29 protein-coding genes and 1 pseudogene are annotated in these 25,879 nt (G+C 69.9%); 6 read left to right on the top strand and 24 right to left on the bottom strand.

Translation table 11 applies throughout. The features are described from left to right. Nucleotides 1–927 precede the first annotated feature (927 nt). The 7 genes from dhaM to nucS all read right to left on the bottom strand — a co-directional run bounded on the left by dhaM (nucleotide 928) and on the right by nucS (nucleotide 7,272). Nucleotides 928–1,602: a dihydroxyacetone kinase phosphoryl donor subunit DhaM gene (gene dhaM, locus AB0878_RS42435; protein ID WP_366587606.1), complete on the bottom strand. Its 675-nt coding sequence runs from the start codon at nucleotides 1,600–1,602 to the stop codon at nucleotides 928–930. Next, nucleotides 1,599–2,225, bottom strand: a complete 627-nt coding sequence (gene dhaL, locus AB0878_RS42430) for a dihydroxyacetone kinase subunit DhaL (protein ID WP_366587604.1) — start codon at nucleotides 2,223–2,225, stop codon at nucleotides 1,599–1,601. The genes dhaM and dhaL overlap by 4 nt, the downstream gene beginning before the upstream one ends. Continuing rightward, on the bottom strand, nucleotides 2,225–3,226 hold the full coding sequence (gene dhaK / locus AB0878_RS42425) for a dihydroxyacetone kinase subunit DhaK (RefSeq protein WP_366587602.1): 1,002 nt from the start codon (nucleotides 3,224–3,226) through the stop codon (nucleotides 2,225–2,227). Before dhaK ends, dhaL begins: the two co-directional genes overlap by 1 nt. 71 nt (nucleotides 3,227–3,297) lie before the next feature. After that, entirely contained in the window at nucleotides 3,298–4,278 is a 981-nt protein-coding gene (locus tag AB0878_RS42420; RefSeq protein ID WP_366587600.1) for a hypothetical protein, read from the bottom strand. Nucleotides 4,279–4,325: 47 nt separating this feature from the next. After that, nucleotides 4,326–4,622: a hypothetical protein gene (locus AB0878_RS42415; protein WP_366587598.1), complete on the bottom strand. Its 297-nt coding sequence runs from the start codon at nucleotides 4,620–4,622 to the stop codon at nucleotides 4,326–4,328. Between the two features lie 13 nt (nucleotides 4,623–4,635). Beyond that, nucleotides 4,636–6,336, bottom strand: coding sequence for a sodium:solute symporter family protein (locus tag AB0878_RS42410; protein ID WP_366587596.1), 1,701 nt, complete (start codon nucleotides 6,334–6,336; stop codon nucleotides 4,636–4,638). 276 nt (nucleotides 6,337–6,612) lie between these two features. After that, the gene (gene nucS, locus AB0878_RS42405) at nucleotides 6,613–7,272 is read right to left on the bottom strand and encodes an endonuclease NucS (protein WP_360594697.1); all 660 of its coding nucleotides are present in this window, start codon (nucleotides 7,270–7,272) and stop codon (nucleotides 6,613–6,615) included. A 37-nt stretch (nucleotides 7,273–7,309) separates the two neighbouring features. Here nucS and AB0878_RS42400 point away from each other — a divergent pair, with 37 nt between their 5' ends. Then, nucleotides 7,310–7,849 (top strand): NUDIX hydrolase, encoded by a 540-nt coding sequence (locus tag AB0878_RS42400; protein ID WP_366587593.1) that lies wholly within the window; start codon nucleotides 7,310–7,312, stop codon nucleotides 7,847–7,849. Between the two features lie 6 nt (nucleotides 7,850–7,855). Here AB0878_RS42400 and AB0878_RS42395 read toward each other — a convergent pair whose 3' ends face one another. Continuing rightward, on the bottom strand, nucleotides 7,856–8,629 hold the full coding sequence (locus AB0878_RS42395; protein ID WP_366587591.1) for an enoyl-CoA hydratase-related protein: 774 nt from the start codon (nucleotides 8,627–8,629) through the stop codon (nucleotides 7,856–7,858). Beyond that, nucleotides 8,602–9,600, bottom strand: coding sequence for a helix-turn-helix domain-containing protein (locus tag AB0878_RS42390; RefSeq protein ID WP_366587588.1), 999 nt, complete (start codon nucleotides 9,598–9,600; stop codon nucleotides 8,602–8,604). Before AB0878_RS42390 ends, AB0878_RS42395 begins: the two co-directional genes overlap by 28 nt. A 71-nt stretch (nucleotides 9,601–9,671) precedes the next feature. On the opposite strand from AB0878_RS42390, the pseudogene AB0878_RS42385 reads away from it, so the two are divergent. Then, nucleotides 9,672–10,213 (top strand): annotated as a pseudogene (locus tag AB0878_RS42385) (cysteine hydrolase family protein). Here AB0878_RS42385 and ehuA read toward each other — a convergent pair. The 7 genes from ehuA to AB0878_RS42350 form a co-directional block, all read right to left on the bottom strand. After that, nucleotides 10,210–10,974 carry an ectoine/hydroxyectoine ABC transporter ATP-binding protein EhuA gene (gene ehuA / locus AB0878_RS42380; protein ID WP_366587674.1) on the bottom strand — a complete coding sequence of 255 codons (765 nt, stop codon included), beginning with the start codon at nucleotides 10,972–10,974 and terminating at the stop codon, nucleotides 10,210–10,212. The pseudogene AB0878_RS42385 and the gene ehuA sit on opposite strands and share 4 nt — an antisense overlap. A 4-nt stretch (nucleotides 10,975–10,978) precedes the next feature. After that, nucleotides 10,979–11,635 (bottom strand): ectoine/hydroxyectoine ABC transporter permease subunit EhuD, encoded by a 657-nt coding sequence (gene ehuD / locus AB0878_RS42375; protein WP_366587586.1) that lies wholly within the window; start codon nucleotides 11,633–11,635, stop codon nucleotides 10,979–10,981. Then, nucleotides 11,632–12,342: an ectoine/hydroxyectoine ABC transporter permease subunit EhuC gene (gene ehuC, locus AB0878_RS42370; protein WP_366587584.1), complete on the bottom strand. Its 711-nt coding sequence runs from the start codon at nucleotides 12,340–12,342 to the stop codon at nucleotides 11,632–11,634. Before ehuC ends, ehuD begins: the two co-directional genes overlap by 4 nt. A 13-nt stretch (nucleotides 12,343–12,355) precedes the next feature. Further along, on the bottom strand, nucleotides 12,356–13,249 hold the full coding sequence (gene ehuB / locus AB0878_RS42365) for an ectoine/hydroxyectoine ABC transporter substrate-binding protein EhuB (RefSeq protein ID WP_366587582.1): 894 nt from the start codon (nucleotides 13,247–13,249) through the stop codon (nucleotides 12,356–12,358). 137 nt (nucleotides 13,250–13,386) lie between these two features. Beyond that, the gene (locus AB0878_RS42360; protein ID WP_354883461.1) at nucleotides 13,387–13,677 is read right to left on the bottom strand and encodes a DUF6191 domain-containing protein; all 291 of its coding nucleotides are present in this window, start codon (nucleotides 13,675–13,677) and stop codon (nucleotides 13,387–13,389) included. A 15-nt stretch (nucleotides 13,678–13,692) separates the two neighbouring features. Continuing rightward, nucleotides 13,693–14,226 (bottom strand): hypothetical protein, encoded by a 534-nt coding sequence (locus AB0878_RS42355; RefSeq protein WP_366587580.1) that lies wholly within the window; start codon nucleotides 14,224–14,226, stop codon nucleotides 13,693–13,695. A gap of 65 nt (nucleotides 14,227–14,291) precedes the next feature. After that, nucleotides 14,292–14,822 carry a hypothetical protein gene (locus AB0878_RS42350; protein ID WP_366587577.1) on the bottom strand — a complete coding sequence of 177 codons (531 nt, stop codon included), beginning with the start codon at nucleotides 14,820–14,822 and terminating at the stop codon, nucleotides 14,292–14,294. A gap of 124 nt (nucleotides 14,823–14,946) precedes the next feature. Between AB0878_RS42350 and AB0878_RS42345 the strand changes: the two genes are divergently transcribed. After that, nucleotides 14,947–15,573: a LysE family translocator gene (locus AB0878_RS42345; protein ID WP_366587575.1), complete on the top strand. Its 627-nt coding sequence runs from the start codon at nucleotides 14,947–14,949 to the stop codon at nucleotides 15,571–15,573. 19 nt (nucleotides 15,574–15,592) lie between these two features. Continuing rightward, a complete protein-coding gene (locus tag AB0878_RS42340; protein ID WP_220243804.1) occupies nucleotides 15,593–16,219 on the top strand; it encodes a LysE family translocator in 627 nt (208 codons plus the stop codon). On the opposite strand, the gene AB0878_RS42335 is transcribed toward AB0878_RS42340, so the two are convergent. Further along, on the bottom strand, nucleotides 16,216–17,424 hold the full coding sequence (locus AB0878_RS42335; RefSeq protein WP_366587573.1) for an alpha/beta fold hydrolase: 1,209 nt from the start codon (nucleotides 17,422–17,424) through the stop codon (nucleotides 16,216–16,218). The two genes, AB0878_RS42340 and AB0878_RS42335, sit on opposite strands and share 4 nt — an antisense overlap. A 92-nt stretch (nucleotides 17,425–17,516) precedes the next feature. Between AB0878_RS42335 and AB0878_RS42330 the strand changes: the two genes are divergently transcribed. Beyond that, entirely contained in the window at nucleotides 17,517–18,119 is a 603-nt protein-coding gene (locus AB0878_RS42330; RefSeq protein WP_366587571.1) for a TetR/AcrR family transcriptional regulator, read from the top strand. Between the two features lie 16 nt (nucleotides 18,120–18,135). On the opposite strand, the gene murA is transcribed toward AB0878_RS42330, so the two are convergent. After that, nucleotides 18,136–19,410: a UDP-N-acetylglucosamine 1-carboxyvinyltransferase gene (gene murA, locus AB0878_RS42325; RefSeq protein ID WP_366587569.1), complete on the bottom strand. Its 1,275-nt coding sequence runs from the start codon at nucleotides 19,408–19,410 to the stop codon at nucleotides 18,136–18,138. A 61-nt stretch (nucleotides 19,411–19,471) separates the two neighbouring features. Here murA and AB0878_RS42320 point away from each other — a divergent pair, with 61 nt between their 5' ends. Further along, nucleotides 19,472–20,038 (top strand): cob(I)yrinic acid a,c-diamide adenosyltransferase, encoded by a 567-nt coding sequence (locus AB0878_RS42320; protein WP_360594672.1) that lies wholly within the window; start codon nucleotides 19,472–19,474, stop codon nucleotides 20,036–20,038. On the opposite strand, the gene AB0878_RS42315 is transcribed toward AB0878_RS42320, so the two are convergent. The 6 genes from AB0878_RS42315 to AB0878_RS42290 form a co-directional block, all read right to left on the bottom strand. After that, nucleotides 20,039–20,473 carry a DUF2550 domain-containing protein gene (locus AB0878_RS42315; RefSeq protein WP_220243810.1) on the bottom strand — a complete coding sequence of 145 codons (435 nt, stop codon included), beginning with the start codon at nucleotides 20,471–20,473 and terminating at the stop codon, nucleotides 20,039–20,041. A gap of 25 nt (nucleotides 20,474–20,498) precedes the next feature. Next, entirely contained in the window at nucleotides 20,499–20,864 is a 366-nt protein-coding gene (locus AB0878_RS42310) for a F0F1 ATP synthase subunit epsilon (protein ID WP_366587566.1), read from the bottom strand. A gap of 114 nt (nucleotides 20,865–20,978) precedes the next feature. Next, entirely contained in the window at nucleotides 20,979–22,406 is a 1,428-nt protein-coding gene (atpD, locus tag AB0878_RS42305; protein ID WP_360594667.1) for a F0F1 ATP synthase subunit beta, read from the bottom strand. Next, nucleotides 22,406–23,341 carry a F0F1 ATP synthase subunit gamma gene (locus AB0878_RS42300; protein WP_366587564.1) on the bottom strand — a complete coding sequence of 312 codons (936 nt, stop codon included), beginning with the start codon at nucleotides 23,339–23,341 and terminating at the stop codon, nucleotides 22,406–22,408. Before AB0878_RS42300 ends, atpD begins: the two co-directional genes overlap by 1 nt. Nucleotides 23,342–23,352: 11 nt before the next feature. Then, nucleotides 23,353–24,990, bottom strand: a complete 1,638-nt coding sequence (gene atpA, locus AB0878_RS42295; RefSeq protein ID WP_366587561.1) for a F0F1 ATP synthase subunit alpha — start codon at nucleotides 24,988–24,990, stop codon at nucleotides 23,353–23,355. A gap of 62 nt (nucleotides 24,991–25,052) precedes the next feature. Next, nucleotides 25,053–25,877, bottom strand: coding sequence for a F0F1 ATP synthase subunit delta (locus AB0878_RS42290; protein ID WP_366587559.1), 825 nt, complete (start codon nucleotides 25,875–25,877; stop codon nucleotides 25,053–25,055). Nucleotides 25,878–25,879 lie beyond the last annotated feature (2 nt).

The following is a 25,879-nucleotide window of genomic DNA, read 5'->3' as shown; positions in this document are numbered from 1 at the left end:
TCCTTTCGATCGGAAATCGGTCAAAAACCCGGCCACCGATTCCGGTAACGGAGCACGCGGCCGGCCCGACGTCCGGACCACAAAGGATTTGCCGGTCGAGGGACGGAGGTAGCGCCATGACGAGCACGACCGGACCGGCCGCACACAATTCCCGGGATTACTGGGGCCCACCGACGGAACCGATGCGACTGCCGCGCCAACGGGGTCAGATCAGCACGGTGATGCTGCTGCTCGCCGCGCTGTGCGGGGCGGCCGTGATCGGGGCGATCTGGCTGGGGATCGCACTGGCGGCGTGAGGGTGTTTCGGTTTGTGAATTGCCGGAATGCGCGAGTGGGCGGTGGCGGAGAACGGTGATCCGCCGCCGTCCATCAGGCTGACAGGGAAGCGAAGTGGCTGGGCTGCTTTGCGTCCATGGTGGACAGTTTCCGACGCCCGGCGGCAAGGTTCGCTCGCTGAAGCCAGAAGTGCTTCGGCCTCGGGTGTCACGCTGCAGATGGCAGGCTTCCGGGGGCCAAGGCGCCTCGTTCTGGGCTGCGGCTGCGTTCGTTGCTCCCCGGCTCCGGGCACCGGGGCTTCGGCACCACAGCGCGACGCTCTCGCTCTGACCTGGGGCTTCACCATGCAGACGCCAGGCTGCCGGTACGACCGTCCCGGGCGGCCGGGCACCAGGGTCCGAACCACGGGGCTCCTGGCTCCTGGCTCCTGGCTCCTGACCAGCCGCGCGCGTGGTTTGCGCCTCGCGGCGGCGGGGTTGCCTCAGTTGTCCACAGGAATGCCGAGTTGTGGGCAACTGAGGCGATCCGGCGCGCGGTCACCGATTTTGTCGGGGCGGGCCAATAGAATGGACATGGGCACGCCCCCTTGGGAGGGCGGGGGTGTTTCTGCCGGGCCGTGATGCTCCACAGCTCAGCCCGCTCGTGCACCCGCTACTCCCCGAAGTTCGACTCCACCAAACCCGTCACGGCGTCGAGTGCGTCCGAGGCCTGGGGGCCCCGGGCGCGCACCAGGATGCGGTCGCCCTGGCGGGCGCCGAGGGACATGAGGGCCAGGACGCTGTGGGCGTCGGCTTCCTGGTCGCCCAGGCGGATGGTGACCTCGGCGTCCACGGAGGCCAGGCTGCGGACCAGGACGGCCGCGGGGCGGGCGTGGAGGCCGACCTCGTTCGTCAGGGTGAGTTCCTTCTCCTGGGAATCACCCGGAGCGTCCACTGCGGCGAGGTCCGGGGACAGGCCGGCGCCGGCGGCGGCCGAGGCCACCGCCTTGCGGTCGGCGCCGGACTGGGCGGCGACGGCGGCCGCGATGGCGCCTTCCACCAGGGGGCCGTCGGCGACGACGGCGGCGGGGCCGCCCGACAGGGACTCCACCGCGAGCTCCGCCGTCATCTGCGCGCTGCCCAGGTCGTAGAGCAGCACCACGCCGTCGCCGGAGTCGGCGCGCTGGGTGGCGGCCACGACTTCGTCGTAGTCGGTGCCGATGCCGCCGCCGTCGGGGAGGCCGCCGGCGGGGATGATGCGGACGTCGGGGGCCATCTGGGCGGCCAGGTCGGCCAGGCCCTCGGCCAGTTTGGCGCTGTGCGAGACGAGCACGATCCCCACGGTCACCGGGCGGCCTCCGCGAACGCGCGCAGCAGCAGCGCCGTGGAGCGGGCGCCGGGGTCCATGTGGCCAACGGCGCGTTCGCCCAGGTACGAAGCGCGGCCCTTGCGGGGCACCAGGTCCACTGTGGACTCGGCACCGCGGTCGGCCGCGTCGGCCGCCGCGGTCAGCACGTCCGCGATCGAGGCGTCCGCGGGGCAGGCGGCGGCCGCGGAGACGGCCGGGATCAGGGCGTCGACCATCGTCGCGTCGCCGCCCACCGCCTTGCCGCGGGCCTGCACACCGTCCAAAGCGGCCTGCAGCGCGGCCACCAGCAGCGGCACGTCGACCGAAGCCGCGTCCCCGAGGCGGGTCGACGCACGCAGGAAAGCCGTGCCGTACAAGGGTCCCGCCGCGCCGCCGACCTTCGAGATCAACGTGGTGGCCGCCAGCTTCGCGACGCCCGCCGGGGTGGCGGGCACCTCCGTCTCCAGTGCGGACACGATCGCGGTGAACCCACGGGTCATGTTCTCGCCGTGGTCGCCGTCGCCGATGGCGCGGTCGAGCTCCACCAGCTCGGAGCGGTGCTCGGCCACGACTTCGGCCGCGGCTCGCAGCGCGGCCGCGACTCCTTCGGAAGAACAACCCATCAGATCCCCCACCGCAGCGCGGGCGTCCACACGGGCGCGTCCCACAGCTCGGTCAGCTCGTCGTCCAGCTTCAGCAGCGTCAGGCTCATCCCCTGCATCTCGAGACTCGTGATGTACGGGCCGACCAGCCTGCGCTCGACCACGATCCCACGCTCGGCCAGCAGCCGCTCGGCGATGCCGTGCGCGAGGTAGAGCTCCACCAACGGTGTGGCGCCCATGGAGTTCGTGAACAGCAGCACCTTGTCGCCCGACTCGTACGGCAGGTCCGAGACGACGGCCTCGACCATCCGCGCCACCAGCGCGTCGGCGGGCTCGGCCGGGATGCGCTCGCGGCCCGGCTCGCCGTGGATGCCGATGCCGAACTCGATCTCGTCCGGCCCCAGGTCGAAGCTCGGCTCGCCGACGTGCGGCACGATCGGCGCGCTCAACGCCACCCCGATCGACCGCACCTGCCCGATGACCTTGCGCGCCAGCGCCTCCACCGTGTCGAGCGAGTCGCCCCGCTCCGCGGCCGCGCCCACGATCTTCTCCAGCAGCACGGTCCCGCCGACGCCGCGGCGGCCGGCGGTGTACGTGGAGTCCTTGACCGCGACGTCGTCGTCGATCACGACGCTGCGCACGTCGAGGTCCTCGGCCGCGGCCAGCTCGGCGGCGGTCTCGAAGTTCAGCACGTCACCCGTATAGTTCTTGACGATCAGCAACGCACCGGACGGCCCGGTCGTCGCGGCAACCGCGGCCTGCACCCCGTCCGGCGTCGGCGACGTGAACACCGCGCCGGGGACGGCCGCGTCGAGCATGCCGCGCCCGACGAACCCGCCGTGCAGCGGCTCGTGGCCGGAGCCGCCACCCGAGATGACGGCGACCTTGCGCGGCACCGGCGCGTCGGCCCGCACCACGACGGCCGGGTCGTCCCGGACACGAAGGATGTCGGCGTGGGCGACGGCGAGACCTCTCAAGGACTCCGCGACCACGGTCGCCGGATCGTTGATGATCTTCTTCATGGCGGGCCTCCGACACATCGGCGTGGTGGATGCCCCCAACCTAGCCGCCGAACCCGGCCCGCCGCCAAGGTTCAGGGCCGCGGCAGGTTCCCGGCGACGCTTTTGGCCAGCGTGGTCGCCGTCGCACACGGGTCACCCATGCCCGGCTTGAGGTCGTAGTCGGTGAATCCCACCTGGACGACTTCCACGTGGTCGCCCTGCCACGGCCGGTGCTGCCACTCGACCTTGCAGTCCGTGCCGGCCGTGCCCTTCTTCGCGTACGCCTGGTTCGCGCCACCGACATCGGCCTTCAGCCAGCCGTCACCCTCCAGCGGCGGAAGGGCCGGGAAGAACATCACCGTGATGTTCGGGCTGTTGCCCCACTGGCAGCTGTGCAGCCCGGTCGCGCCGCCCTTCGTGCCCTTGAGCACGGTGTCCACGGCGGACTGGTCCAGCACCGCGCACGCGTCGGCCGTGAGCACGGATCCCTTGACGTCCGGGTATTTCTGTGGCGAGTTGTGCAGCTTGTCCACGGCGGGCGCGAGCAAGGTTCGTCCCGCACGACACGGATCGCCACCCGGGTAATCGATCTCGAACGCGACGCCGAGGCTCGGGTCACGCGAGGTGAGGGCGCTGACCTCGCACGAACCGCCGGTGGTGTCGGGCACCTCGACCTGCGGCAGTCCGCCGACCTGGCCGGTGGTCTTGTCCGAGGCGAACAGCACGATCGCACCGAGCTGCACGTCGACCGAAAGCTCCTTGCCGCCGGCGTCGCGCACCTTGGTGCTGCACTCGTCGAACCGCACGCTCGACGCCGCCGGCTCACCCTCGGGTGTGCCGAGTGCGGAGAGCGACGCGGTGTCGAGGAACTGGCACGGCAGCACCGGACGCAGCGCGCCGGTGGTGACCGCCGCGTCGGTGATCGGGCCACTGCCACCGTCCCCGCTCGCGGCGGGGACGGTGGTGCGGGGGAAGTTCTCCTTGCCCAGCTGCGGGCCACCGCAGGCCGTCAGGACGAGAACACCGGCCGCCACCAGGGCAAACAACCGGCCGAGTTTGAGAACGTGCGCCACGCGGAGCACGGTAGCGGCAGCCGGCCCCGGCTGTCCGGACAACCCGCCTATCCGGCGGACGGCGGTTCGGTGGTCTCGTCCTCGTCCGGCTGGTCCGTCTGCTCCGGCACGACGATCGGCCGCAGCCGTGCCCACAGGACGAACAGCGCCGTGAAAATCAGCAGGGCGATGCCGGCCCACAGGTTGATGTTCACCCCGGCCGCCTTCACCCGGTCGGCCTCGGTGTCGAACGCGGCGCCCATGACCGTGAGGATGATGCCGTACACGCCGGTCAGCAGCGCGATGATCAGGCGGATGTCGAACGCGCCGGCCTTGCGCGAGCGCGGCGTGGATTCCGTTGCCATGACGTCATCCTCCCTAGAAGGCGAAGTTCAGGATGATGGTGATCACCGCTGCGATCCCGGCCAGCAGCACCGGCTTGCGGTACCAGCCCGCGTCTTCGCCGGTGGTCTCGTGCTTCAGCGAATCGCGCGGCGTGAGCGAGTAGACCAGGCCCACCAGCTCCGACTCCGGCTTGGGCGGCGTCAAGTAGGTGACACCCACGCTCACCACGATGTCGACGACGAACGCCGCGATCGCGGCCACGAAGCTCACACCCTGCCCCGGCAGCGTGAACACCTCGAGCTTGCTCATCACGAAGATCGCGATGGCCGCGAGTGTGCCGAGCACCAGGCCCGACCAGCCGGCCGCCTTCGACATCCGCTTCCAGAACATGCCGAGGATGAATGTGGCGAACAGCGGCGCGTTGAAGAACGAGAACAGGGTCTGCAGGTAGTCCATCAGGTTCGAGTACGTCGACGCGATGAACGCCGTGCCGATCGCCAGGACCGTCGCGACCATGGTCACCACGCGGCCGGTGTTCAGGTAGAACTTGTCCGGCCGGTTCTTCACGATGTAGGTCTGGAAGACGTCGTAGGTGAACACCGTGTTGAACGAGCTCAGGTTCGCCGCCATACCGGCCATGAACGACGCGAGCAGGCCCGCGATCGCCACGCCGAGGATGCCGTTCGGCAGCACGTCGCGCATCAGCAGCAGGAGCGCGTCGTTGAACGTCGCGCCGCTGGGCGCCGGCTTGCCGTCGAGCAGCGCCTGCTTGTTCGCGCCCTGCAGCTCGGTCACGGTGATCGCGGCGACCATGCCCGGGATGATCACCACGAACGGGATGAACATCTTCGGGAACGAGCCGATGATCGGCGTCCGCCGCGCGGCCGACATGCTCTTCGACGCCATCGCGCGCTGGACCTCGACGAAGTTCGTGGTCCAGTAACCGAACGAGAGCACGAACCCGAGGCCGAACACGAGACCCAGCACCGACAGGAAGTTGCTGCCGAAGCCGGTCAGCTGGTTGCCGGGCCACGAGTGCGTCTGCGCGACGCCACCGGGGCTGTTGGTCACCTTCTCGATGAGGCCGTTCCAGCCGCCGACCTTGTACAGGCCGACGATCGTGAGCGGGATCAGCGCCGCGAGGATGACGAAGAACTGCAGCACCTCGTTGTAGATGGCCGCCGAGAGGCCACCGAGCGCGGTGTAGGTGAGCACGATGACGGCCGCGATGATGATCGAGACCCAGATCGGCCAGCCCAGCAGCAGGTTCACGACGCTGGCCAGCAGGTACAGGTTCGCGCCGGCGATGAGGATCTGCGCGAGCGCGAAGCTGGCGCCGTTGACCCAGTGGGCCGCCGGGCCGAAGCGGCGGAGCATGAATTCGGGAACGCTGCGCACCTTGGAGCCGTAGTAGAACGGCATCATCACGACGCCGAGGAACAGCATCGCGGGGATCGCGCCGATCCAGAAGTAGTGCGCCGTCGGCAGGCCGTACTCGGCGCCGTTGGCGGACATGCCCATGACCTCGATCGCGCCGAGGTTGGCCGAGATGAACGCCAGGCCGGTCACCCACGCCGGGAGCGAGCGCCCGGACAGGAAGAAGTCGAGACTGCTCGACACCTGCCTGCGGGCGAGATAGCCGATGCCCAGCACCAGCACGAAATAGAACGCCAGCTCGATGTAGTCGATCGCACTCGCGTCGAGCCGCAGGTTCGCGTCGGCAAGGACCTCCACGCGAGCCACCTCCGAATCAAACAATTTCCCACAGGAAACACCAGCGTCCTGTTAGATCCGGACAGTACTGCATGGATTCCGAGGCGGCACCCCGACACGGGAGATCAGCGAGAAGCCCTTCGGCTCACGGCGGTGACCTGGGCAAACGCGGACACCCGGCGAGTGTGATCTTGACGGCTCGCGCGCCGCTGACCGGCACCTCACGAACGCGCAGGGGCGATCACCAGCCGGCGAGCGCGTCCACTGAGGACGGTCGCCGGCCGTGGCCCCGGTGGCTCAGAACAGGCGGAACTCGTCCGATTCGATGCCGCGCAGCGCGTCGTAGTCCAGGGTCAGGCAGCGGATGCCGCGGTCTTCCGCGAGGGTACGGGCCTGGGGCTTGATGATCTGCGCGGCGAAGACGCCCTGCACGGGGGCCAGCAGCGGGTCGCGGTTGAGGAGCTCGAGGTAGCGCGTGAGCTGCTCGACGCCGTCGATCTCGCCGCGGCGCTTGATCTCCACGGCCACCGACTTGCCGTCGGCGTCACGGGCCATGATGTCGACCGGGCCGATGGCGGTGGGGAACTCGCGGCGCACGAGGGTGTAGCCGTCGCCGAGGGTCTTGATGTGCTCGGCGAGCAGTTCTTGCAGGTGCGCTTCCACGCCGTCCTTCTGCAGGCCCGGTTCGGCGCCGAGCTCCTGCTCGTGGTCGTGGTAGATCTCGTCGATCGAGATCACGAGCTTCTCGCCCTGCTTGTTCTCGACGATCCACAGCTTGCCGTCCTCGATGAGCCAGCAAGGCGGGCTCATCCAGTTCAGGGGCTTGTACGCGCGGTCGTCCGAGTGCACGGACACCGAACCGTCCGACTTGACGAGGAGCAGGCGCGTGGCCATCGGCAGGTGGGCGGTGAGGCGGCCGGCGTAGTCGACCTGGCAGCGAGCGATCACGAGACGCACCCGCCGAGGGTAGGACAGGCTCGGCGATACTGGGCGAGTGGACCCCATTCAGCGTGTCGCGACCCGTGAGGTGTACCGGAACAACTGGATGACGGTGCGCGAGGACGCCATCCGCCGCGCCGACGGCAGTGAAGGCATCTACGGCGTGGTCGACAAACCGACCTACGCCCTGATCATCCCGATGGACGGCGACCGCATGCTGCTCGTCGACCAGTTCCGCTACCCCGTCGGTGAGCGCCGCTGGGAGTTCTGCCAGGGCACGGCCCCCGACCTCGCCGAGACACCGCCCGCCGAACTCGCCTGCCGTGAGCTGCGCGAGGAAACGGGCCTGCGCGCCGAGACCGTGACGGAGATCGGCCTGCTGGAAGTCGCGCCCGGCATGTCGAGCCAGCGCGGCCACGTCTACCTCGCCACGGACCTGACCGAGGGCGAGCCGGAACGCGAGCTCGAGGAACAGGACATGACCACGGCGTGGTTCACCCGCGCCGACGTCGAGAAGATGATCTCGACGGGCGGTATCACCGACGCGCAGTCGATCGCCGCGTACACGCTCTTGCTGCTGCACGAGCGTCGCTGAGCCCTCTCAGTCGGGCCACTCCGCCTTGCGCTTCTCCAGGAACGCCGCCATGCCTTCCCGCGCGCCCGGCAGCTGCGACGCCGAGGCCATGACCTCCAGCGCGATGGCGTAGGCGTCGGCTTCCGGGCGGTCGAGCTGGGCGTACAGCGTCTGCTTGCCCATGGCCTTGCTCGCCCGGCTGCCGCGCGTGGCCCGTGCAAGCAGGGCGGCGACGGCGTCGTCCAGCTCCTCGTCCGGGACGACGGAGTTGACCAGACCCCAGTCGTGCGCGGTGGCGGCGTCGACGACGTCGCCCGTCAGAGCCAGCTCCATCAGGCGCTTGCGGCCGATCGAGCGCGCCACCGGGACGGCCGGGGTGTGGCAGAACCAGCCGCCCTTGCCGCCGGGCAGGGCGAACCCCGCGGACGACGCGGCGACGGCGAGGTCGCACGAGGCCACGAGCTGGCAGCCCGCCGCGGTGGCCAGGCCGTGCACGCGAGCGACCACCACCTGCGGCAGCGACTGCATCGTGCGCATCAGCTCGGTGCACAGCGTCAGCAGCTCGCGCACGCCCATGAGGTCGCGCGCGGCGACGTCGCCGAAGTCGTGGCCCGCGGAGAAGACCGGGCCGGCCCCGGCGAGGACGATGCCCGTCGCGTCGGTGGTGCCGGCTTCGCGGAACGCCGCGAGCAGCTCGGTCAGGTGGTCGGCGGACAGCGAATTGCGCCGCGCGGCGCGGTTCATCGTGATGGTGATCGTGTCGCCGTCGCGCTTCACGAGGAGGTGCTCGTACTCGGCCATACCCCGACCGTAACGCCGCCGGGCGCGGAACGGAACGTGCGCCGGTACGAATCGGGCCCGACGCCGATCTCCGCGCGCAGCCGGCGGCGCAGGTTGGACGCCGTGCCCAGCCCCGACCGCTGCGCGACGCGCTCCACCGGCAGCTCGGTGGTCTCCAGCAGGCGCTGCGCCAGCCGCACCCGTTGCCCGCGCAGCCACCGGCCCGGCGTGACGCCCGTGGCCGCGGCGAACTCGCGGTGGAATGTCCGCTCGCTCATCCCGGCGTGGCCGCACAGGTCGGCCACGCCGATCTCGTCGGCCAGCCGGGCCAGCGCCCAGTCCATAGTGGACGAAAGACCCGGCCGGGACGGATCCGTGGGCAACGGATTCTCGACGTACTGACGCTGGCCGCCTTCCCTCGCGGGCGGCATCACCAGGCGCCGCGCGAGTTTCGCCGCCACGTCCGCGCCGTGGTCGCGGCGCACGAGGTACAGGCAGAGGTCGAGACCGCCGGCCACGCCCGCCGAGGTGAGCACGCCGTCGGAATCGGTGTACAGCACATCGCGCTGCAGCTCGGCCCTCGGCGCCGCGACGGCGAGCGCGTCGAGGTCCCACCAGTGCGTCGTCGCGGGGCGGCCGTCGAGCAGGCCCGCGGCCGCGAGCGTGAACGCGCCGGAGCACAGGCCCGCCACCGTCGCGCCCGAGCTGTGGGCTCGGCGCAACGCGGCCGACGCGGCGGGCGCCACCGGGGCGTGCGGATCGTCGCGGCCCGGCGCAACGACGAGGTCGCAGCCGTCGAGGCCGGACAGTCCGTTTGTCGGCGTGACCTCGCCGAAGGGGGACAACGGGATGCGCCGCCGGCCCGCCCCGCACAGCCGCACCGTGAACGGGCCGATCCCGCTCGCGCTGCGGTCCTGCGCCCAGACCTCGGCGATCACCCCGAGGTCGAACACGCGTGTCCCTGGCAGGAGCAGCACCCCGATCGTCCGCATGGCAGAAAAGTACCGGATCGCGCGCCTTCTGCCACTCCCTCGACGCCGGCGGCCCGGCAAGACTCGACGGCATGACCGCACTCATCCTCATCGACGTCCAGCGCGGGTTCTCCGACGAGCAGTACTGGGGCCCGCGCAACAACCCCGGCGCGGAGGCCAACATCAAGGCCCTGCTCGACGCGTGGCAGGAGCGCCGCCTGCCCGTGGTCCTCGTGCACCACGACTCCGTGCACGCCGATTCGCCGCTGCGGCCCGGCCAGCCGGGCAACGACTTCCTGCCCGAGCTCGACGGCGCCCGCCCCGACCTGGTCTTCGGCAAGAAGGTGAACTCGGCCTTCCTCGGCGACGTCGACCTCGACGCCTGGCTCAAGACCCACGGCATCACGAGCTTCGTCCTCGCCGGGATCCAGCCAACTTCTGCTGCGAGACCACGGCCCGCATGGGCGGCAACCTCGGCTACGACGTGACCTTCGCGCTCGACGCGACCTTCACGTTCGACCTGCCCGCCCTCGACGGCACCACCGTGACGGCCGACGAGCTCACCCGCGTCACCGCGGCGAACCTGCACAACCAGTTCGCCACGGTGAAGTCCACCAAAGAAATCCTGGGCTAGCGCCGGTCGATCACGGCACGGAGGAACTCCTTCGTGCGTTCGTGTTCGGGCGCGGTGAACAGCTTCTCCGGTGGCGCCTCCTCCAGCACCCGGCCGTGGTCGAACATCATCACCCGGTCCGAGACGTCCTGGGCGAACTGCATTTCGTGCGTCACGCACAGGATGGTGATGTCCGTGGTCGACGCGATGTTCCGCAGCACCCGCAGGACGTCGGCGACGAGCTCCGGGTCGAGTGCCGACGTGACCTCGTCGAGCAGCAGCACGTCGGGTCGCATCGCGAGCGCCCGGGCGATCGCGACCCGCTGCTGCTGCCCGCCGGAGAGCCGCGTCGGGTGCGCGTCCGCCTTGTCCTCGAGCCCGACGAGGCCGAGCAGCTCACGGGCCCGCTGCTCGGCTTCGGCCGGCGCCACGCCGAGCGATCGGACGGGTGCCTCGGTGATGTTGCGCAGCACGTTCATGTTGGGGAACAGGTTGAACTGCTGGAACACCATCCCGATCCGGCGCCGCATCACCCGCAGGTGCTTCTCGTCGGCCGGCACCAGCCGGTCGCCGCGGCGCACGTGGCTCAGGCACTCGCCGCCGACGTCGATGGTGCCGCCGTTCACCCGCTCCAGGGTCATCAGCAGACGCAGGATCGTCGTCTTGCCGGATCCGCTCGGGCCGATCAGCGAGACGAACTCCCCCGGCGCCACGGTGAAATCGAGCTCGTCGAGCACCACGTGGTCCCCGAACTTCTTGACCACACCCGAGAACCGGATCATCGCGTCAGACTCGTTCGGCACGGCGTTCCCATCGTCGGACCAGCACGGAGGCCGGCAGGCTCACCAGCAGGAACAGCACCCCGGCCAGGGTGTAGGGCTCGACGACGCGGAAGGTCTCCGCGCCGACCTCCTTGGCGCGGTTGAGCACGTCCAGCACGCCGATCGCCAGCAGCAGCGGCGTTTCCTTGAACATCGAGATGGTGTAGTTGCCCAGTGCGGGCAGCACCCGCGGGATCGCCTGGGGCAGCACGACGGCCGTCCACACCCGCGACCGCGGCAGGTTCAGGGCGGTCGCTGCCTCCCACTGTCCTTTCGGGACGGCTTCGATCCCGGCCCGGTACACCTCGGCGGTGTAGGTCGCGTAGTGGACACCGAGGGCCACGACACCCGTGACGAACGCCGACATCTTGAACCCGGTCAACGGCGGCACCAGCCAGTACAGCACGAAGACCTGGATCAGCAACGGGGTGCTGCGGACGAACTCGATGAACAGCCACACCAGCCGCGACAGCACCGGGATCCGGGCCCGGCGCAGCAACGCCAGCACCAGGCCGAGCGCGTACGCAAGGGCCGACCCGAGCAGCGTGAGCTCGACCGTGACCAGCAACCCCTCCAGCAGCAAGGGGATCGCGTCGGCGGCGGCCTGCCAGTCCCAGTTCACCCGGCACCCCCGCCGCCCACGGTGAGGTCCAGCTCCGTGCGCCGCACCGGCGCCCGGCCGAGCCGGCGCGCCGCCCAGCGCTCCAGTGCCCGCATGCCGGTCGTGATCACGACGGCGAGCAGGAGGTAGAGCACCAGTTCGGTGCCGTAGATCCAGCCGATGTCCGCGCCGAACACCGGGCGCAGCAGCTCACCGCGTTCGGTGATCTCGCCCGCGGAGATGAACGACAGCAGCGCGGTGCTCTTGAGCAGCTGGATGAACAGGTTGTTGAACGGCGGCAGCATCTCGGCGAACGCCTGCGGCAGGAGCACCCGCACCATCCGCTGCGCCGGTGACAGGTTGAGCGCGACCGCCCCTTCGTACTGCGCCCTCGGCACGGACCGCACGGCGCCGCGCACGACCTCGGCGCCGTACGCCCCGTGGTTCAGACCCAGCACCAGGATGCCGGCGAACAACGGCACCAGCTGGAACCCGACCAGCACCGGCAGCACGAAGAACAGCCAGAACAGCTGCACGGCCTCGGACGTCCCGCGGAAGACCTCCACGTACACCCGGGCCACCCCGCGGACCGACCGGCTCGGTGAGAGCAGCGCGAGCCCGGCGACGAGCGAGAGGACGATGGTGAGGATGATCCCGCCGACCGCGGCCTCGATCGTCGTGGTCAGGCCGGCGAGGATCGCCGAGACGATGTGCGGCACGTTCGACACGGCGCGCCGCCCGTCACGCGGCGCAGAGCCGCTCGGTCGTCACGTCCGGCTTCGGCAGGTTCGCCTGCGTGAAGCCGAAGGGCGTGACGATCCTCGTCCACTCCCCGCTGTCGTGCAGCTTCTTCAGCTCCGCGTTGAACGCGTCGAGCAGCGACTTGTCGGCCGTGCGGAAGACGAACCCGCCCGCGGAGATCACCGGCTTGCCGTTCTCGACCGGGTCGAACCCCGGGGTCACCTCGGCGGCCGCGCCGGGGTTCTTCTTCAGCACGTCCTTCAGCGAGATGTCGGTGAGCGCCGCGGCGTAGACGCGGCCGTCGACGACGGCCCGCAGCATGTTGTCCTGGGAGTCCAGGGTCTCGATCTGGCTCTCGGGCACGCCGGCGCTGGTGGCGTAGCCCTTCTCCACCGCGGCGGAGAGCACCGCGACCTTCACCTTCTTGGCCGCGATGTCCTCGAACTTCAGCACCTGCTGCGGGTTGCCCGCCGGCACCAGCAGCGCGGTCAGCGCCGAGTAGTCCGGGATCGAGAACGCGGCCTGGCCGCAGCGTTTCGCCGTGATGTTCATGCCCGCCGCCACCACGTCGTACTGCTTCGCGTTGAGCGCCGGGATCAGCTGGTCGAAGGAGACCGCGCTCGCCTCGACGGTGTCGATCCCCATGTTCCGGAATACGACTCGCGCAACTTCAGGGGCCTCGCCCGTGACTTTTCCGCTTTGATCGGTGAATCCATAGGGGGATTCGTTGGCGATTCCGATTTTGATCTTCTTGGCGGACTGAGCCGCCTGCAACGTGTCACCGGACGACGTCGACGTACATGCCGACAGCACCATCGGACCACCCAGTACAGCTGCTCCCACCAGTACGGATCCCCGGAAAAACTGCCTTCGCGACCATTCGTCGTGCTTCATCACAGCACCTCGTTTCGATCACATTTCCGTGCGTCGAACGTAGGTGTCCACCGGGAACGTGGCACGCCAAGAGCAGCCAATACGCGCCAGCCGTTACCGTAAATTGACCGGTTGGAACAATGCGTGTTCGAAAGCTTTCAGTCCGTGGCCCGTTTGTCCTGGTTCACGGGACGCACGATCGCCACGCCGCGGTCCAGGTCGATCATTCCCAGCGGTGGCGCACCCTGGGCGTCCTGGTCGAGGGTCATCTCCACGGAGTCGCGGTGCTCGAGCTCGTTGCGCTTGGTGCCGTAGAGGAACGAGGTGACCTCGTCGAGGTACGTCGAGGACAGCCTCCGCTTGAGCCGCGACGGCTTGCGGCCCGGCCGCACTTCCCACGCGCCCACGATCACGAGCAGCAGCGTCGCGGCGGGCAAGGCGATCGACATGATGACCTGCACGTCTCACCCAACGCGCGAAGGGCGGGCCGCGTTCCGCGCAATCAGGCCGGCGAGCTGCGCGGCGTCACGGACGGCGACCAGCTCGGGCAGCATCGGGTGCCACGCGGGCCGCGGCCGGTACTCCTGGTCCTTGACCCAGTCCCACCAGCCGGGGCTGAAGTCGATCGTGCCGAGACCGTCGCCGAGGTCGTGCACCCGCGGCACCCCGAGCGCCGCCAGCGGCACCCAGCGGAATTCCGACCCCGCCCCGCCGTGCGCGACGAACACCAGCCGCCGATCGGTGACGACGCAAGTCGTGACGGCCAACAGCGCGCGGCGCTCCTTCGGCCGCTCGACCGCGAACCCGGCCACGAGCGCGATCACGATGACCCACGGGTAGAAGGCCACGTTCAGCACGTCGAACCAGGCGATCACGAAGCCCCCGCCCACCACGAGGACCGCGAGCACGACCCACCAGTAGAAGTCGCGGAACCGCCGGTGGTACCGCTGCGGGCGGCCGGACCACAACACGGTCTCGCCCTCTTCGATCGGAAACATCGCGCCCTCCCTCTTCCGGAATGAGCACGCTGCCCGGTTCGCCCGGGTTGCCCCGCGCGGCGAACTCACCCGTGGATCGAGGAGTGCCCCGCGGTGCGCGAGATGAGCTCGGCGACCTGCTGTGCGTCGCGGATGGCCACCAGTTCCGGATGGATCGGGGCCAGACCCGGGGACCGCCACGGGTGCCGCCGGCGCATCCACCGCGTCACCGACCGGCCGAAGGCGACGGTGCCGACCCCGTCGCCCAGCTCGTGCACCCGCGGCGAGCCGAGCAGGGCGATCGGGACCCAGCGGAAATCGTCGCGGTGCGACCAGTGCAGCACGAGGATCAGCCGCCGGTCGGTCACGATGTACGAGAGCGCGGCGAACCGCTTGGACCGCACCGAGCCGACGTTGGCCGCGAAGCCGATCGCCGGGACGATCGAGAAGTACCAGCTGATCCACGGTTCGTGGTCCGGGTAGAACGCGACCAGCAGGCTCAAGCCCGCCACCAGGACCACGACCGGCACCCACGGCAGGTAGTCGCCCAAGCGCCGGTGCCGTCGCCGCGGCCCGCCGGTCCACAACACCGTTTCGCCGTCGTCGATCGGATTCATCGTGGCCTCCCCCAGTCCCCGCACTGAGCACGCTGCCGGATTCGCCGAGGTTGCCCCGCGCGGCGAAGGGCTGTGACCGAAATCCGCGAGACTCCGCCGAAAGCGCCGATTACCCTGGAACAACGTGACTTGGAGTGGGTACGGCAGTTATCTCGTCATCGTGGTCCTCATCGTCCTGGCGCCGGGGCCGGACACGATGGTGATGCTGAAGAACGCGTTGTCCGGGGGTGCCCGGGGCGGGCTGCTGGCGACGGCCGGGATCTTCGCCGGCAATGCGCTGCAGGGCACGGCCGCGGCGCTCGGGCTCGGGGTGGTCATCGCGCGGTCGCAGCCGGTGTTCGTCACGCTCAAGTGGCTCGGCGCGGCCTACCTGGTGTTCCTCGGTTTCCAGGCGCTGCGCGGCGCGTGGCGCGGTGACTACGCCACCGTCGAGGAAACGCAGCGCAAGCGCACGAGCAGCTTCCGGCGCTGGCGCGAGGGGTTCCTGTCCAACGTGACGAACCCGAAGGTCCTCGTCCTCTACCTGTCGGTGCTGCCGCAGTTCCTCGACCCCGTGCGCACCACCACGTGGGACGCGCTCGTGCTCGCCTACACCGTGGCGGTGCTGGGCACGGTGTGGCTGCTGGTGCTGCTGTTCTTCGTACACCGCGTGCGCGCGTGGCTCAAGCAGCGGAAGGTGCGGCGCGCGCTCGACGGCGTGACCGGCACCGCGCTGGTCGGGTTCGGGGCGGCCCTGGCCCTGGAGTCCTGACCCGGGCTAAGTTCGCCGCATGACGTGGGGTGTGTACGGCGGGTTCCTCGCCATGATGGTGGTGCTCGCCGTGGCGCCCGGGCCCGACAGCATGGTGGTCCTCAAGAACGCCCTGTCGGGCGGCGCCCGCGGCGGGGCGTGGGCGTGCGCCGGCATCGCCGTGGCGAACTTCCTGCAGGGCACGCTCGCCGCGCTCGGGCTCGGGGCCGTGATCACCAACTCGCGGCCGATCTTCGAAACCGTGAAGTGGCTCGGTGTCGCCTACCTCTGCTACCTCGGTTTCCAGGCGCTGCGCGGCGCGTGGCGCGGTGACTACCAGTCGCTCGCCGAGGCGAAACGCGCCCGCCAGAGCGCGTTCCGCCGCTGGCGCGAAGGATTCCTCTCCAACGTGACCAACCCCAAGGTCCTGGTCCTCTACCTGTCGGTGCTGCCGCAGTTCCTCACGCCCGGCGTCACGACCACCGGCGACGCCCTGCTGCTCGCCTACACCGTCGCCGCCGTGGGCGCGGTCTGGCAGGTCCTGCTGCTCCTGCTCGTGCACCGCGTACGCGGCTGGCTCGAACGCCGCCGGGTGCGCCGCACCCTCGACGGCGTGACCGGCACGGTCCTCATCGGCTTCGGCGTGGGGCTGGCGCTGGAGGCCTAAAGGGTCTCGTCCAGCCAGTCGTAGACGCGGGCCGTCGCGAGCCGCTGCGCGCCGACGTGGCAGTGGGCGTCCGCGCCTTCCTCGGCGGTGAACGAGAGCAACGTCTTGGGGCCGGTGAGCCGTTCGTAGAGGCGGCGGGGTTCGGACTGGGTTTCGCCGTCTCCATTGAAGAACAGGTCGTCGGTGGCCTCGCAGACGAGCGTCGGGCACTGGATGCGTTCGGCGATGCCGCCGTCGAGCGTGTAGGTGAGGTACTTCGCGAGGAACTCACGGTCGGTCGCCGCGCCCATCACGTACCGGCCGTGGTCGGTGGCCCAGCGCAGCGTGGGGCTCGCGGCGCGGCCGGCGGCCAGCAGCCGGTCGAGCTCCTCGTCCTCCGGCGCGTTGGCCCGGCGTTCGATCTCCGCGCGGTCCCACGGCAGGAACGCCGTCACCGCCGAGCCGGCGTCGAACACCCCGTCCACGGCGACGACGGCCTTGATCCGCGAGTCGAACGCCGCCGCGCGGGGCGCGAGCATGCCGCCGAGGCTGAGGCCGAGCAGCGCGACCTTGTCCGGGTCGACCCCCGGGTCGGCCAGCGCGAAGTCGAGCACCGGGCCCACCACGTGCTCCCAGTCGGGCCGGAAGACGAGCCCGTCGCGGTGGATCGCACTCGGCTGGCCGGGGCCGTCGAACGCCAGCACGTGGTAGCCGCGCTCCTGGCCGCCGGCGCCGCCGAAGAAGTGCACCTCCTCCGCGCTGCCGTCGAAACCGTTGTGCGCCAAGAGAATCGGGCGACGGCCGGTGCCGGGCGCGCGGTAGAAGTAGCCACGCAGCACGTGCCCCTCGTACGGGACCTCGACACGTTCGACGCCCGCGAACCCTTCGATGGCGCGGTGGAAGCACTCGACGCTGCGGTCGTAGGCGTACGCGATGCGCGGGTCGGCGGGGTTGCCGTGCAAGAAGAACTCCGCCGAGCGATAGTAGGTGGACGCGCGCAGGTACGCGTCACGGGCGCTGATCGGGTGCGCCTTTTCCGCCTCAGCCGCCAGACGCTCGGCCGCGGCGAGCCACTCGTCGTGCCAGCTGTCGTAGTCGCCGGGCTTGATGCGCGAAGCGGTGGCGACGACCTCGCCGAAGTCCGAGCCGCCGTAACTCGCGTGGCCGAACACGCGGAGCGTCTCGAACCAGAACTGGGGGTCGTCCTCGAACAGCAGCTGCTTCATCGGGCCCTCCTCGCCTTAGGACGATACGGTACCGTCCCGTCGTGAAGCTACACGGGACGGTACCGTCTCGTCCACCCGCTAGGATGCGGACCATGACAACTCGCCGTACGCCCACCGGGGCGGCTGTGCTGCAGCCCGACGTCACGCAGGCGATCACGGAAGCGGTGCTCGACGAGCTCGCGGAGGTGGGTTACGGCCGGCTGTCGATGGAGGCCGTGGCCAAGCGCGCGGGCGTGGGCAAGAGCGCGCTGTACCGTCGCTGGCGCTCGAAGCAAGAGATGATCTCGGCGGTGGTTTCGGAGTTCAGCGTGAGCCGCGCGCCGACCCCGGACACGGGGTCTCTGCGCGGTGACCTGCGCGAATCGATGCAAGCGGTGTACGACTGGCTCACGCACCCGAGGTTCGCGCGGATCCTGCCGGACCTCATCGCCGAGGGTGCCCGCGATCCCGAACCGGCCGACGACCTGCGCACTCGCATCGGCGGCCCGCGCCGCGACGCCGCGCGGCCGCTGTTCGAGCGGGCGATCAAGCGCGGTGAGCTCCCGGCCGGCATCGACGTCGAGCTGGCCATGGACCTGCTCGCGGCGCCGATCTACTGGCGCCTGGTGGTGCGCCGCGAGCCCCCGGGCCCGGATTTCCTGGACCGGGTCGTCGAGCACGTGCTCCGTGCGATCGACGCCCGGCCCGTGAACTGACTGACCGGTGAGCTGACTAGGCGCGCTCAGGCTCCCCCGTCACGCGCTCGATGCGCGCGCCGAGGCGGTTGAGGTTCTCGACGAAGTGCGGGTAACCGCGGTCGATGTGGAAGACGTCCCAGACCTCGGTGACGCCCTCAGCGCACAGACCGGCGAGCACGAGCCCGGCGCCGGCGCGGATGTCGGAGGCCCAGACCGGCGCGCTGGAGAGCTGCTCGACCCCGCGGACCACGGCGTGGTGGCCGTCGGTGCGGGCGTCGCCGGAAAGCCGGATCATCTCTTCGATGAAGCGGAACCGGGCCTCGTAGACGTTCTCCGTGATCATCGACGTGCCCTCGGACACGGCCGACAGCGCGACCGCGAACGGCTGCAGGTCCGTGGCGAAACCGGGGTACGGCAGCGTCACCCAGTCGACCGCCTTAGGCCGCTCGGGCTGCACGACGCGGAAGCCTTTCTCGTCGAACGTGGTCACGTCCGCGCCGGCGAGCCGCAGCTTGTCCAGCACCAGGTCGAGGTGGTGCGGGTTGACGCCGCGCACGGTCAGGTCGCCCCGCGTCATCGCCGCGGCGAACGCCCAGGTGGCACCGACGATCCGGTCGCCGATCACGCGGTGCTCGGTCGGGCGCAGCTGCTCCACCCCGTGCACGGTCAGCGTCGACGTGCCGGCGCCCTCGATCTTCGCGCCCATCTCGGTGAGCATCGTGCAGATGTCGGCGATCTCCGGCTCGCGCGCCGCGTTGTCGATCACCGTCGTGCCCTCGGCCAGCACCGCGGCCATCAGGATGTTCTCGGTGGCGCCGACGCTCGGGAAGTCGAGCCAGATCTGGGCGCCGACGAGGGATTCCGCGTTCGCGACCACGCAGCCGTGCTCGATGGTGCTGGTGGCGCCCAGCTTGCGCAGGCCGTTCTGGTGCATGTCCAGCGGCCGCGAGCCGATCGCGTCACCGCCGGGCAGCGCGACGACGGCCTTCTTGAGCCGCCCGACCAGCGGTCCCAGCACGCAGACGGACGCGCGCAGCTTGCCCATCGCCGCCGAGTCCGCGCGGTGCGACAGCTCGGCCGGCGTGGTGATGCGCGCCGTGTCGCCGTTGATCTCCACCTCGCAGCCGACGCTGCGCAGGACGTCGCCCATCAGGGGCACGTCGAGGATCTGCGGGCAGTTCGTGATGGTGGTGGTGCCCTCGGCCAGCAGGGCCGCGGCCATCAGCTTCAGCACGCTGTTCTTGGCTCCGACCACGTCGACCTCGCCGACCAGCCGTGCCCCGCCGTGCACGTCGAAGTGCTCGCTCATGGCCGCCAATCATGCCCTCTCGCCCAGTTTCGGCACACGCGGGGCCGGTAGAGTCGGGCACATGGTCGTTCGCATCAACCGCGTCTACACGAAGGTCGGCGACAGCGGCACCACAGCGCTGGGCGACGGCTCGCGGATCCCCAAAACCTCGCCCCGCCTGGGCGCTTACGCCGACACCGACGAGGCCAACTCCGTCATCGGGCTGGCCATCGCGATGGGTTCCCTGAGCGACGAAATCGCCACGGTGCTGCGGCGCGTGCAGAACGACCTGTTCGACGTCGGCGCGGACCTCTGCCTGCCGATCCAGGAAAATCCCCCGTACGAGCCACTGCGCATCACCGAGGCCTACCTCGAGCGCGTGGAGGGCTGGTGCGACGAGTTCAACGAGCGGCTGCCGAAGCTCACGTCGTTCATCCTGCCGGGCGGAACGCCGGGCGCGGCCTACCTGCACCAGGCGCGCACGGTCACGCGGCGCGCGGAGCGCTCGGCGTGGGCGCTCGTCGAGGCGGAGCCGGACACCACGAACCCGATCGCCGTGAAGTACCTCAACCGGCTGTCCGACCTGCTGTTCATCCTCGGCCGGCTCGCCAACCCGGACGGCGACGTGCTGTGGAAGCCGGGCGGCTGATCAGGACGCGTGCGGCAGCATTCGTCCCGGCGGAGCCGACTCCAGCCAGGACAGGAACCCGGTGAGCGCGCCGGGCCCCATCGCGATCTCGATCGCCTCCTGCGTGGGCGACTCACACCGCAGGACCGTGGATCCCTCGGGCACCGCGTACGCCTCTGTGCCGGACGGGTCCCGCCGGTCGGCGATCTGCATGCTCTCGCGCTGGAACACGCGGTCCGGGCCGCTGCGCAGGCTCCAGACGCGGTACCAGACGAACTCGTCGCCCTCGTAGCGCCCGAGCCCGAGGTGCCAGCTGGCACGCGGGTTGTCCGGACGCCACCGCAGCGCGACGCTCACGCCACCGCCGCGGCGCATCCGGATCCACCGCTGGCCGTACCAGGCCGCCAGCACGGCGAGCACGATCAGGAGCCCCAGCACCACGATGGCGATCTTCACGGCCCGGCTCCTGCTCGTCGCTCGATCAGACTGACTGACCGGCCGCGCGGAGCTGGGCTGTTGCCCTCGTGCGCTCCGCCTCGTCGTCCGCCGTCAGCGCCGCCTTGGCCGCGTCGACGTCGATCTCGTCGGAAAGCTCGGCGCTCTCGGCGAGCACGCTCACCCCGGTGGCCGTGACCGACAGGAAACCACCGTGCACCGCGGCGGTGAGGATCTCGCCGTCGGTCGTGTTCACCTTGACCACACCACCCTCGACGAGCTGGCCCAGCACCGGCTCGTGGCCGGGCATGATGCCGATCTCGCCCTCGGTGGTCTGCGCCACCACGAAGGTGGCGGTACCCGACCAGAGCCGGCGCTCCACGGCCACCAGCTCCACGGACATCTCAGCCACGTAGCACTCCTTCGCTCGGGGTGTCACCACCGAGTGTAATAGGTCCGGCTTCGGTTACGAGAACGGCGGGGGCGGGTGTCCACAGTGGACCCAGCCCCCGCCGCGCTCAGGAGATCACTTCTTGGTGATTTCCTTGTACTTCTTCTCGAGGTCCTCGAGGCCACCGATACCCAGGAACGCCTGCTCCGGGTAGTGGTCGAAGTCGCCCTTCGAGATGCGGTCGAACGACTCGATCGTCTCCGACAGCGGCACGGTCGAGCCCGGGATCTGCGTGAACGCCTCGGCGACCAGCATGTTCTGCGACAGGAACCGCTCGATGCGGCGCGCGCGCTGAACGGTGAGCTTGTCCTCTTCCGAGAGCTCGTCCATACCGAGGATCGCGATGATGTCCTGCAGTTCCTTGTACTTCTGCAGGATCCGGATGACCTCGGAGGCGACGCGGTAGTGGTCCTCGCCGACGATGGCCGGGTCGAGGATCGTCGACGTCGACGCCAGCGGGTCCACCGCCGGGAAGATGCCCTTCTGGAACACCGACCGCGAAAGCTCGGTGGTGGCGTCCAGGTGGGCGAACGTCGTCGCCGGGGCCGGGTCGGTGTAGTCGTCCGCGGGGACGTAGATCGCCTGCATCGAGGTGATCGAGCGACCACGCGTCGAGGTGATCCGCTCCTGCAGCTGACCCATCTCGTCGGCCAGCGTCGGCTGGTAACCCACGGCCGAAGGCATGCGGCCCAGCAGGGTCGACACCTCGGAACCGGCCTGGGTGAACCGGAAGATGTTGTCGATGAACAGCAGCACGTCCTGGTTCTGCACGTCGCGGAAGTACTCCGCCATCGTCAGCGCGGACAGGGCGACGCGCATACGCGTGCCCGGCGGCTCGTCCATCTGGCCGAAGACGAGGGCGGTGTCGTTGATGACGCCGTCCTCGGACATCTCCAGGAAGAGGTCGTTGCCCTCACGGGTGCGCTCGCCGACACCGGCGAACACCGAGGTACCACCGAAGTTCCGGGCGACGCGGGTGATCATCTCCTTGATGAGCACCGTCTTGCCCACGCCGGCACCGCCGAACAGGCCGATCTTGCCACCCTGCACGTACGGGGTCAGCAGGTCGACGACCTTGAGGCCGGTCTCCAGCATCTCCGTCTTGCCCTCGAGCTGGTCGAAGGGCGGCGGGTTGCGGTGGATGCCCCAGCGCTCGAGGTCCTCGCCGTAGCCGGGCTCGTCGAGGCACTCGCCGAGGGCGTTGTAGACGTGACCCTTGACCTTGTCGCCCACCGGCACCGTGATGGGACCACCGGTGTTGGTGACCTCGGCACCGCGGACGAGACCGTCCTGCGGCTGCAGCGAAATCGTGCGGACGAGGTTGTCACCGAGGTGGCTGGCGACCTCGAGAGTCACGGTCTTGCGCAGCTGCTCGAACTCGATGTCGACCTTGAGCGCGTTGAACTGGTCGGGGACGGAACCGCGCGGGAACTCGACGTCGACGACCGGCCCGGTCACCGAGACGATGCGCCCCTTGGCGCGCGGGGCTTCAGTACTGGTCATCAGTCATCACTTCCTGCTGCGGTGAGCGCGTTCGCGCCACCGACGATTTCGGAGATCTCCTGGGTGATCTGCGCCTGGCGGGCCTGGTTCGCCTCCCGCGTCAGCGTGTTCACCAGGTCGTTCGCATTGTCCGACGCGGCCTTCATCGCGGTGCGGCGGGCTGCCAGTTCGGACGCGGCCGACTCCAGCAGCGCCGAGTACAGGCGCGTGTTGATGTACTTCGGCAGCAGCGCGCCCAGCAGCTTGTCGGCGCTCGGCTCGAACTCGTAGCTGGGGAGCAGCTCGCCGGCGGGCTTCTGCTCCTCACCCTCGGTGTACTCGACCTCGAGCGGGGCGACCCGCTTGGCGATCGGGCGCTGCGTCAGCATCGAGACGAACTCGGTGTAGACGACGTGGATCTCGTCGACCCCGGCGAGCGCGCCCGGCGCACCCGCTTCGGTGCCGGCGAGGAACGACTCCACCAGCGTCTCCGCCGCCGCGACCGCGTCGGTGTACGCCGGCTGGTCGGAGAAGCCCGTCCAGCTGTCGACGACCTCGCGGCCCCGGAACCGGTAGTAGTTCAGGCCCTTGTTGCCGGTGACGTAGACCTCGGGCTCCTTGCCCTCCTCACGGAGCAGGGCGAGGAGTTCCTCGGTCGCCTTCAGCACGTTGGTGTTGTACCCACCGCACTGGCCCTTGTCGCTGGTGACGACGAGGACCGCGGCCCGCTTCGGGTTGGGGCGCTCGACCAGGAGCGGGTGGTCGAGGTTCGCCGCCGCACCGGCCAGCGCCGAGAGCACCTTGGTGATCTCGTCCGCGTACGGCCGGGAAGCGGCGACCTTCGCGCGCGCCTTCGTGATGCGCGCGGTGGCGATGAGCTCCATCGCCTTCGTGATCTTGCCGATCGACTTGGTCGCCTTGATGCGCGACCGAAGTTCCCGGAGTTGTGCGGCCATGAGCTATCAGCTCACTTCTTCGGGGCGGGCTTGTTGACCTTGACGGTCTCCTGCCCGACCTTGTCGGCGTCCATCGCGTCGGCGTTCGACTCCAGGGGCTTGCCCTCGGAGGTGGTGAACTCCTTCTTGAACTCGTTCACCGCGGCCACGAGCGCGTCACGCGTGTCGTCCTCGAACTTGCCGCTGTCGCGGATCGCACCGAGGACCTCGGTGTGCTTGCGGCGGGCCGAGTCCAGGAACTCCTGGTTGAAGCGGCGCACGTCCTCGGTCGGGACCGAGTCGTAGTGGCCGTTGGTGCCCAGCCACACGGTGCAGACCTGCTCCTCGACCGGGATCGGCGAGTACTGCGGCTGCTTGAGCACCTCGTACAGGCGGGCACCACGCTCGAGCTGCGCCTTCGAGGCGTCGTCGAGGTCCGAGGCGAAGGCGGCGAACGCCTCCAGCTCGCGGTACTGCGACAGGTCGATGCGGAGCGAGCCGGAGACCGACTTCATCGCCTTGACCTGCGCGGCACCACCCACGCGGGACACCGAGATACCCACGTCGATGGCCGGGCGCTGACCGGCGTTGAACAGGTCCGACTGGAAGAAGCACTGACCGTCGGTGATCGAGATGACGTTCGTCGGGATGTAGGCCGACACGTCGTTGGCCTTCGTCTCGATGATCGGCAGGCCGGTCAGCGAGCCGGCACCCAGCTCGTCCGACAGCTTGGCGCACCGCTCGAGGAGACGGGAGTGCAAGTAGAAGACGTCGCCGGGGAACGCCTCGCGGCCCGGCGGGCGGCGCAGCAGCAGCGAGATCGCGCGGTAGGCGTCGGCCTGCTTGGTCAGGTCGTCGAACACGATCAGGACGTGCTTGCCCTCGTACATCCAGTGCTGGCCGATGGCCGAGCCGGTGTAGGGGGCGATCCACTTGAAGCCGGCCGAGTCGGAAGCCGGAGCGGCGACGATGGTCGTGTACTCCATCGCGCCCGCGTCCTCGAGCGACTTCTTGACCGACGCGATCGTGGAGCCCTTCTGGCCGATCGCGACGTAGATGCAGCGGACCTGCTGCTTCGGGTCGCCGGTCTCCCAGTTGGCCTTCTGGTTGATGATCGTGTCCACGGCGACGGCGGTCTTGCCCGTCTTGCGGTCACCGATGATCAGCTGGCGCTGGCCGCGGCCGATCGGCGTCATCGCGTCGATGGCGGTGATGCCGGTCTGCAGCGGCTCGGACACCGGCTGGCGCTCGACCACCGAGGCGGCCTTGAGCTCCAGCGGACGCCGGGTCGTGGTCTCGATCTCGCCGAGCCCGTCGATGGGCGCGCCCAGCGGGTCGACGACCCGGCCGAGGTAGCCGTCGCCGACCGGCACGGACAGGACCTGGCCGGTCCGCTTGACCTGCTGGCCCTCTTCGATCGTCTCGAAGTCGCCGAGGATGGCCGCACCGATCGAACGGGCGTCCAGGTTCAGCGCCACACCGAGGACGCCGCCCGGGAACTCGAGCAGCTCGTTGGCCATGGCCGAGGGGAGGCCCTCGACGTGGGCGATACCGTCACCGGCGTCGGCGACCACGCCGACCTCTTCCCGGTTCACATCCGGGGCGTAACTCGAGACGTAGTTCTCGATCGCACTGCGGATCTCGTCCGAGGAGATCGTCAGCTCCGCCATTTCGTTCCCGCTCTCGCTTCTGTTCTGTCCAGTGTGCAAAGTCTGTGGTGCGGGCGCACCCGTCAGGCGCGGCTCAGCCTGCGGCGGACCGCCGCCAGCTGGCCGGCCGTGCTGCCGTCGATGACCTCGTCGCCGACGCGGACGACGAGCCCGCCGCCCAGCCGGGGGTCCACCTCGACGTGCAGCGCGAGGGTCCGCCCGTAGATGCCGTTGAGCTTCGACCCGAGCTGGGTCCGCTGCTCTTCGGTGAGAGCGTTGGCGCTGGTCACGTACGCGACCGAGCGCTCACGCCGTTCCGCGGCCAGCGCGACCAGCTTGTCGAGCCCGTTGCCGACCCCGCGCCCCTTGGCGCGGCGCACGACCTGCTCGACCAGGGTCTCGGTGACCACGTCGACCTTGTCCGCGAACAGCCCGCGGACCAGGGTCCGCTTGGCGTCGGCGGGAGCGGCCAGGTCGGACAGCGCGGCCTCGAGCTCCGAGGAGCCCGAGACGATCCGCGCGACCTGGAACAGCTGGGACTCGACGGTCTCGACGTTCCCGGTCTTCTCGGCGGAGGTGAGCAGCGCCGAGCGGCCGAGGGACTCGATCCCGTCCACCAGCTCGCGAGGGCTTGACCAGCGGCTGCCCGCCACGGCGTCGAGCACCTTCAGGGCCGGCTCGCTCAGCTTCCCGTCGAACAGCCGGCGGACGAGGCCCTGGCGGCTCTCCGGGCTGGCCGAAGCGTCGCTGACCGCCCGGCGCAGGCCGATTTCGCGGTCAAGGAGGTCGACGACCGAGAGCAGCTCGTCCCCGACCGTCGCGGGGTCGGTACCCGCGTCGGCCAGAACCTCGCCGAGACGGGTCTCGGCGAGGTCGAGCGCTTCACGGCTCGCAGCATGCAGCGTCATCT

This window comes from Amycolatopsis sp. NPDC047767, assembly GCF_040704195.1.
Taxonomy (GTDB): domain Bacteria; phylum Actinomycetota; class Actinomycetes; order Mycobacteriales; family Pseudonocardiaceae; genus Amycolatopsis.
Note: the sequence above shows the minus strand (reverse complement) of the source record. Positions and strands in the feature narration are given on the sequence as shown.

Coding starts and splice junctions, on each gene's coding strand:
- dhaL (WP_366587604.1), bottom strand. CDS start 2,225: ATGGGTTGTTCTTCCGAAGGAGTCGCGGCCGCGCTGCGAGCCGCGGCC.
- dhaK (WP_366587602.1), bottom strand. CDS start 3,226: ATGAAGAAGATCATCAACGATCCGGCGACCGTGGTCGCGGAGTCCTTG.
- AB0878_RS42415 (WP_366587598.1), bottom strand. CDS start 4,622: ATGGCAACGGAATCCACGCCGCGCTCGCGCAAGGCCGGCGCGTTCGAC.
- AB0878_RS42395 (WP_366587591.1), bottom strand. CDS start 8,629: ATGGCCGAGTACGAGCACCTCCTCGTGAAGCGCGACGGCGACACGATC.
- AB0878_RS42390 (WP_366587588.1), bottom strand. CDS start 9,600: ATGCGGACGATCGGGGTGCTGCTCCTGCCAGGGACACGCGTGTTCGAC.
- ehuA (WP_366587674.1), bottom strand. CDS start 10,974: ATGATCCGGTTCTCGGGTGTGGTCAAGAAGTTCGGGGACCACGTGGTG.
- ehuB (WP_366587582.1), bottom strand. CDS start 13,249: ATGAAGCACGACGAATGGTCGCGAAGGCAGTTTTTCCGGGGATCCGTA.
- AB0878_RS42360 (WP_354883461.1), bottom strand. CDS start 13,677: ATGTCGATCGCCTTGCCCGCCGCGACGCTGCTGCTCGTGATCGTGGGC.
- AB0878_RS42355 (WP_366587580.1), bottom strand. CDS start 14,226: ATGTTTCCGATCGAAGAGGGCGAGACCGTGTTGTGGTCCGGCCGCCCG.
- AB0878_RS42350 (WP_366587577.1), bottom strand. CDS start 14,822: ATGAATCCGATCGACGACGGCGAAACGGTGTTGTGGACCGGCGGGCCG.
- AB0878_RS42340 (WP_220243804.1), top strand. CDS start 15,593: ATGACGTGGGGTGTGTACGGCGGGTTCCTCGCCATGATGGTGGTGCTC.
- AB0878_RS42335 (WP_366587573.1), bottom strand. CDS start 17,424: ATGAAGCAGCTGCTGTTCGAGGACGACCCCCAGTTCTGGTTCGAGACG.
- AB0878_RS42330 (WP_366587571.1), top strand. CDS start 17,517: ATGACAACTCGCCGTACGCCCACCGGGGCGGCTGTGCTGCAGCCCGAC.
- murA (WP_366587569.1), bottom strand. CDS start 19,410: ATGAGCGAGCACTTCGACGTGCACGGCGGGGCACGGCTGGTCGGCGAG.
- AB0878_RS42320 (WP_360594672.1), top strand. CDS start 19,472: ATGGTCGTTCGCATCAACCGCGTCTACACGAAGGTCGGCGACAGCGGC.
- atpD (WP_360594667.1), bottom strand. CDS start 22,406: ATGACCAGTACTGAAGCCCCGCGCGCCAAGGGGCGCATCGTCTCGGTG.
- AB0878_RS42300 (WP_366587564.1), bottom strand. CDS start 23,341: ATGGCCGCACAACTCCGGGAACTTCGGTCGCGCATCAAGGCGACCAAG.
- atpA (WP_366587561.1), bottom strand. CDS start 24,990: ATGGCGGAGCTGACGATCTCCTCGGACGAGATCCGCAGTGCGATCGAG.
- AB0878_RS42290 (WP_366587559.1), bottom strand. CDS start 25,877: ATGACGCTGCATGCTGCGAGCCGTGAAGCGCTCGACCTCGCCGAGACC.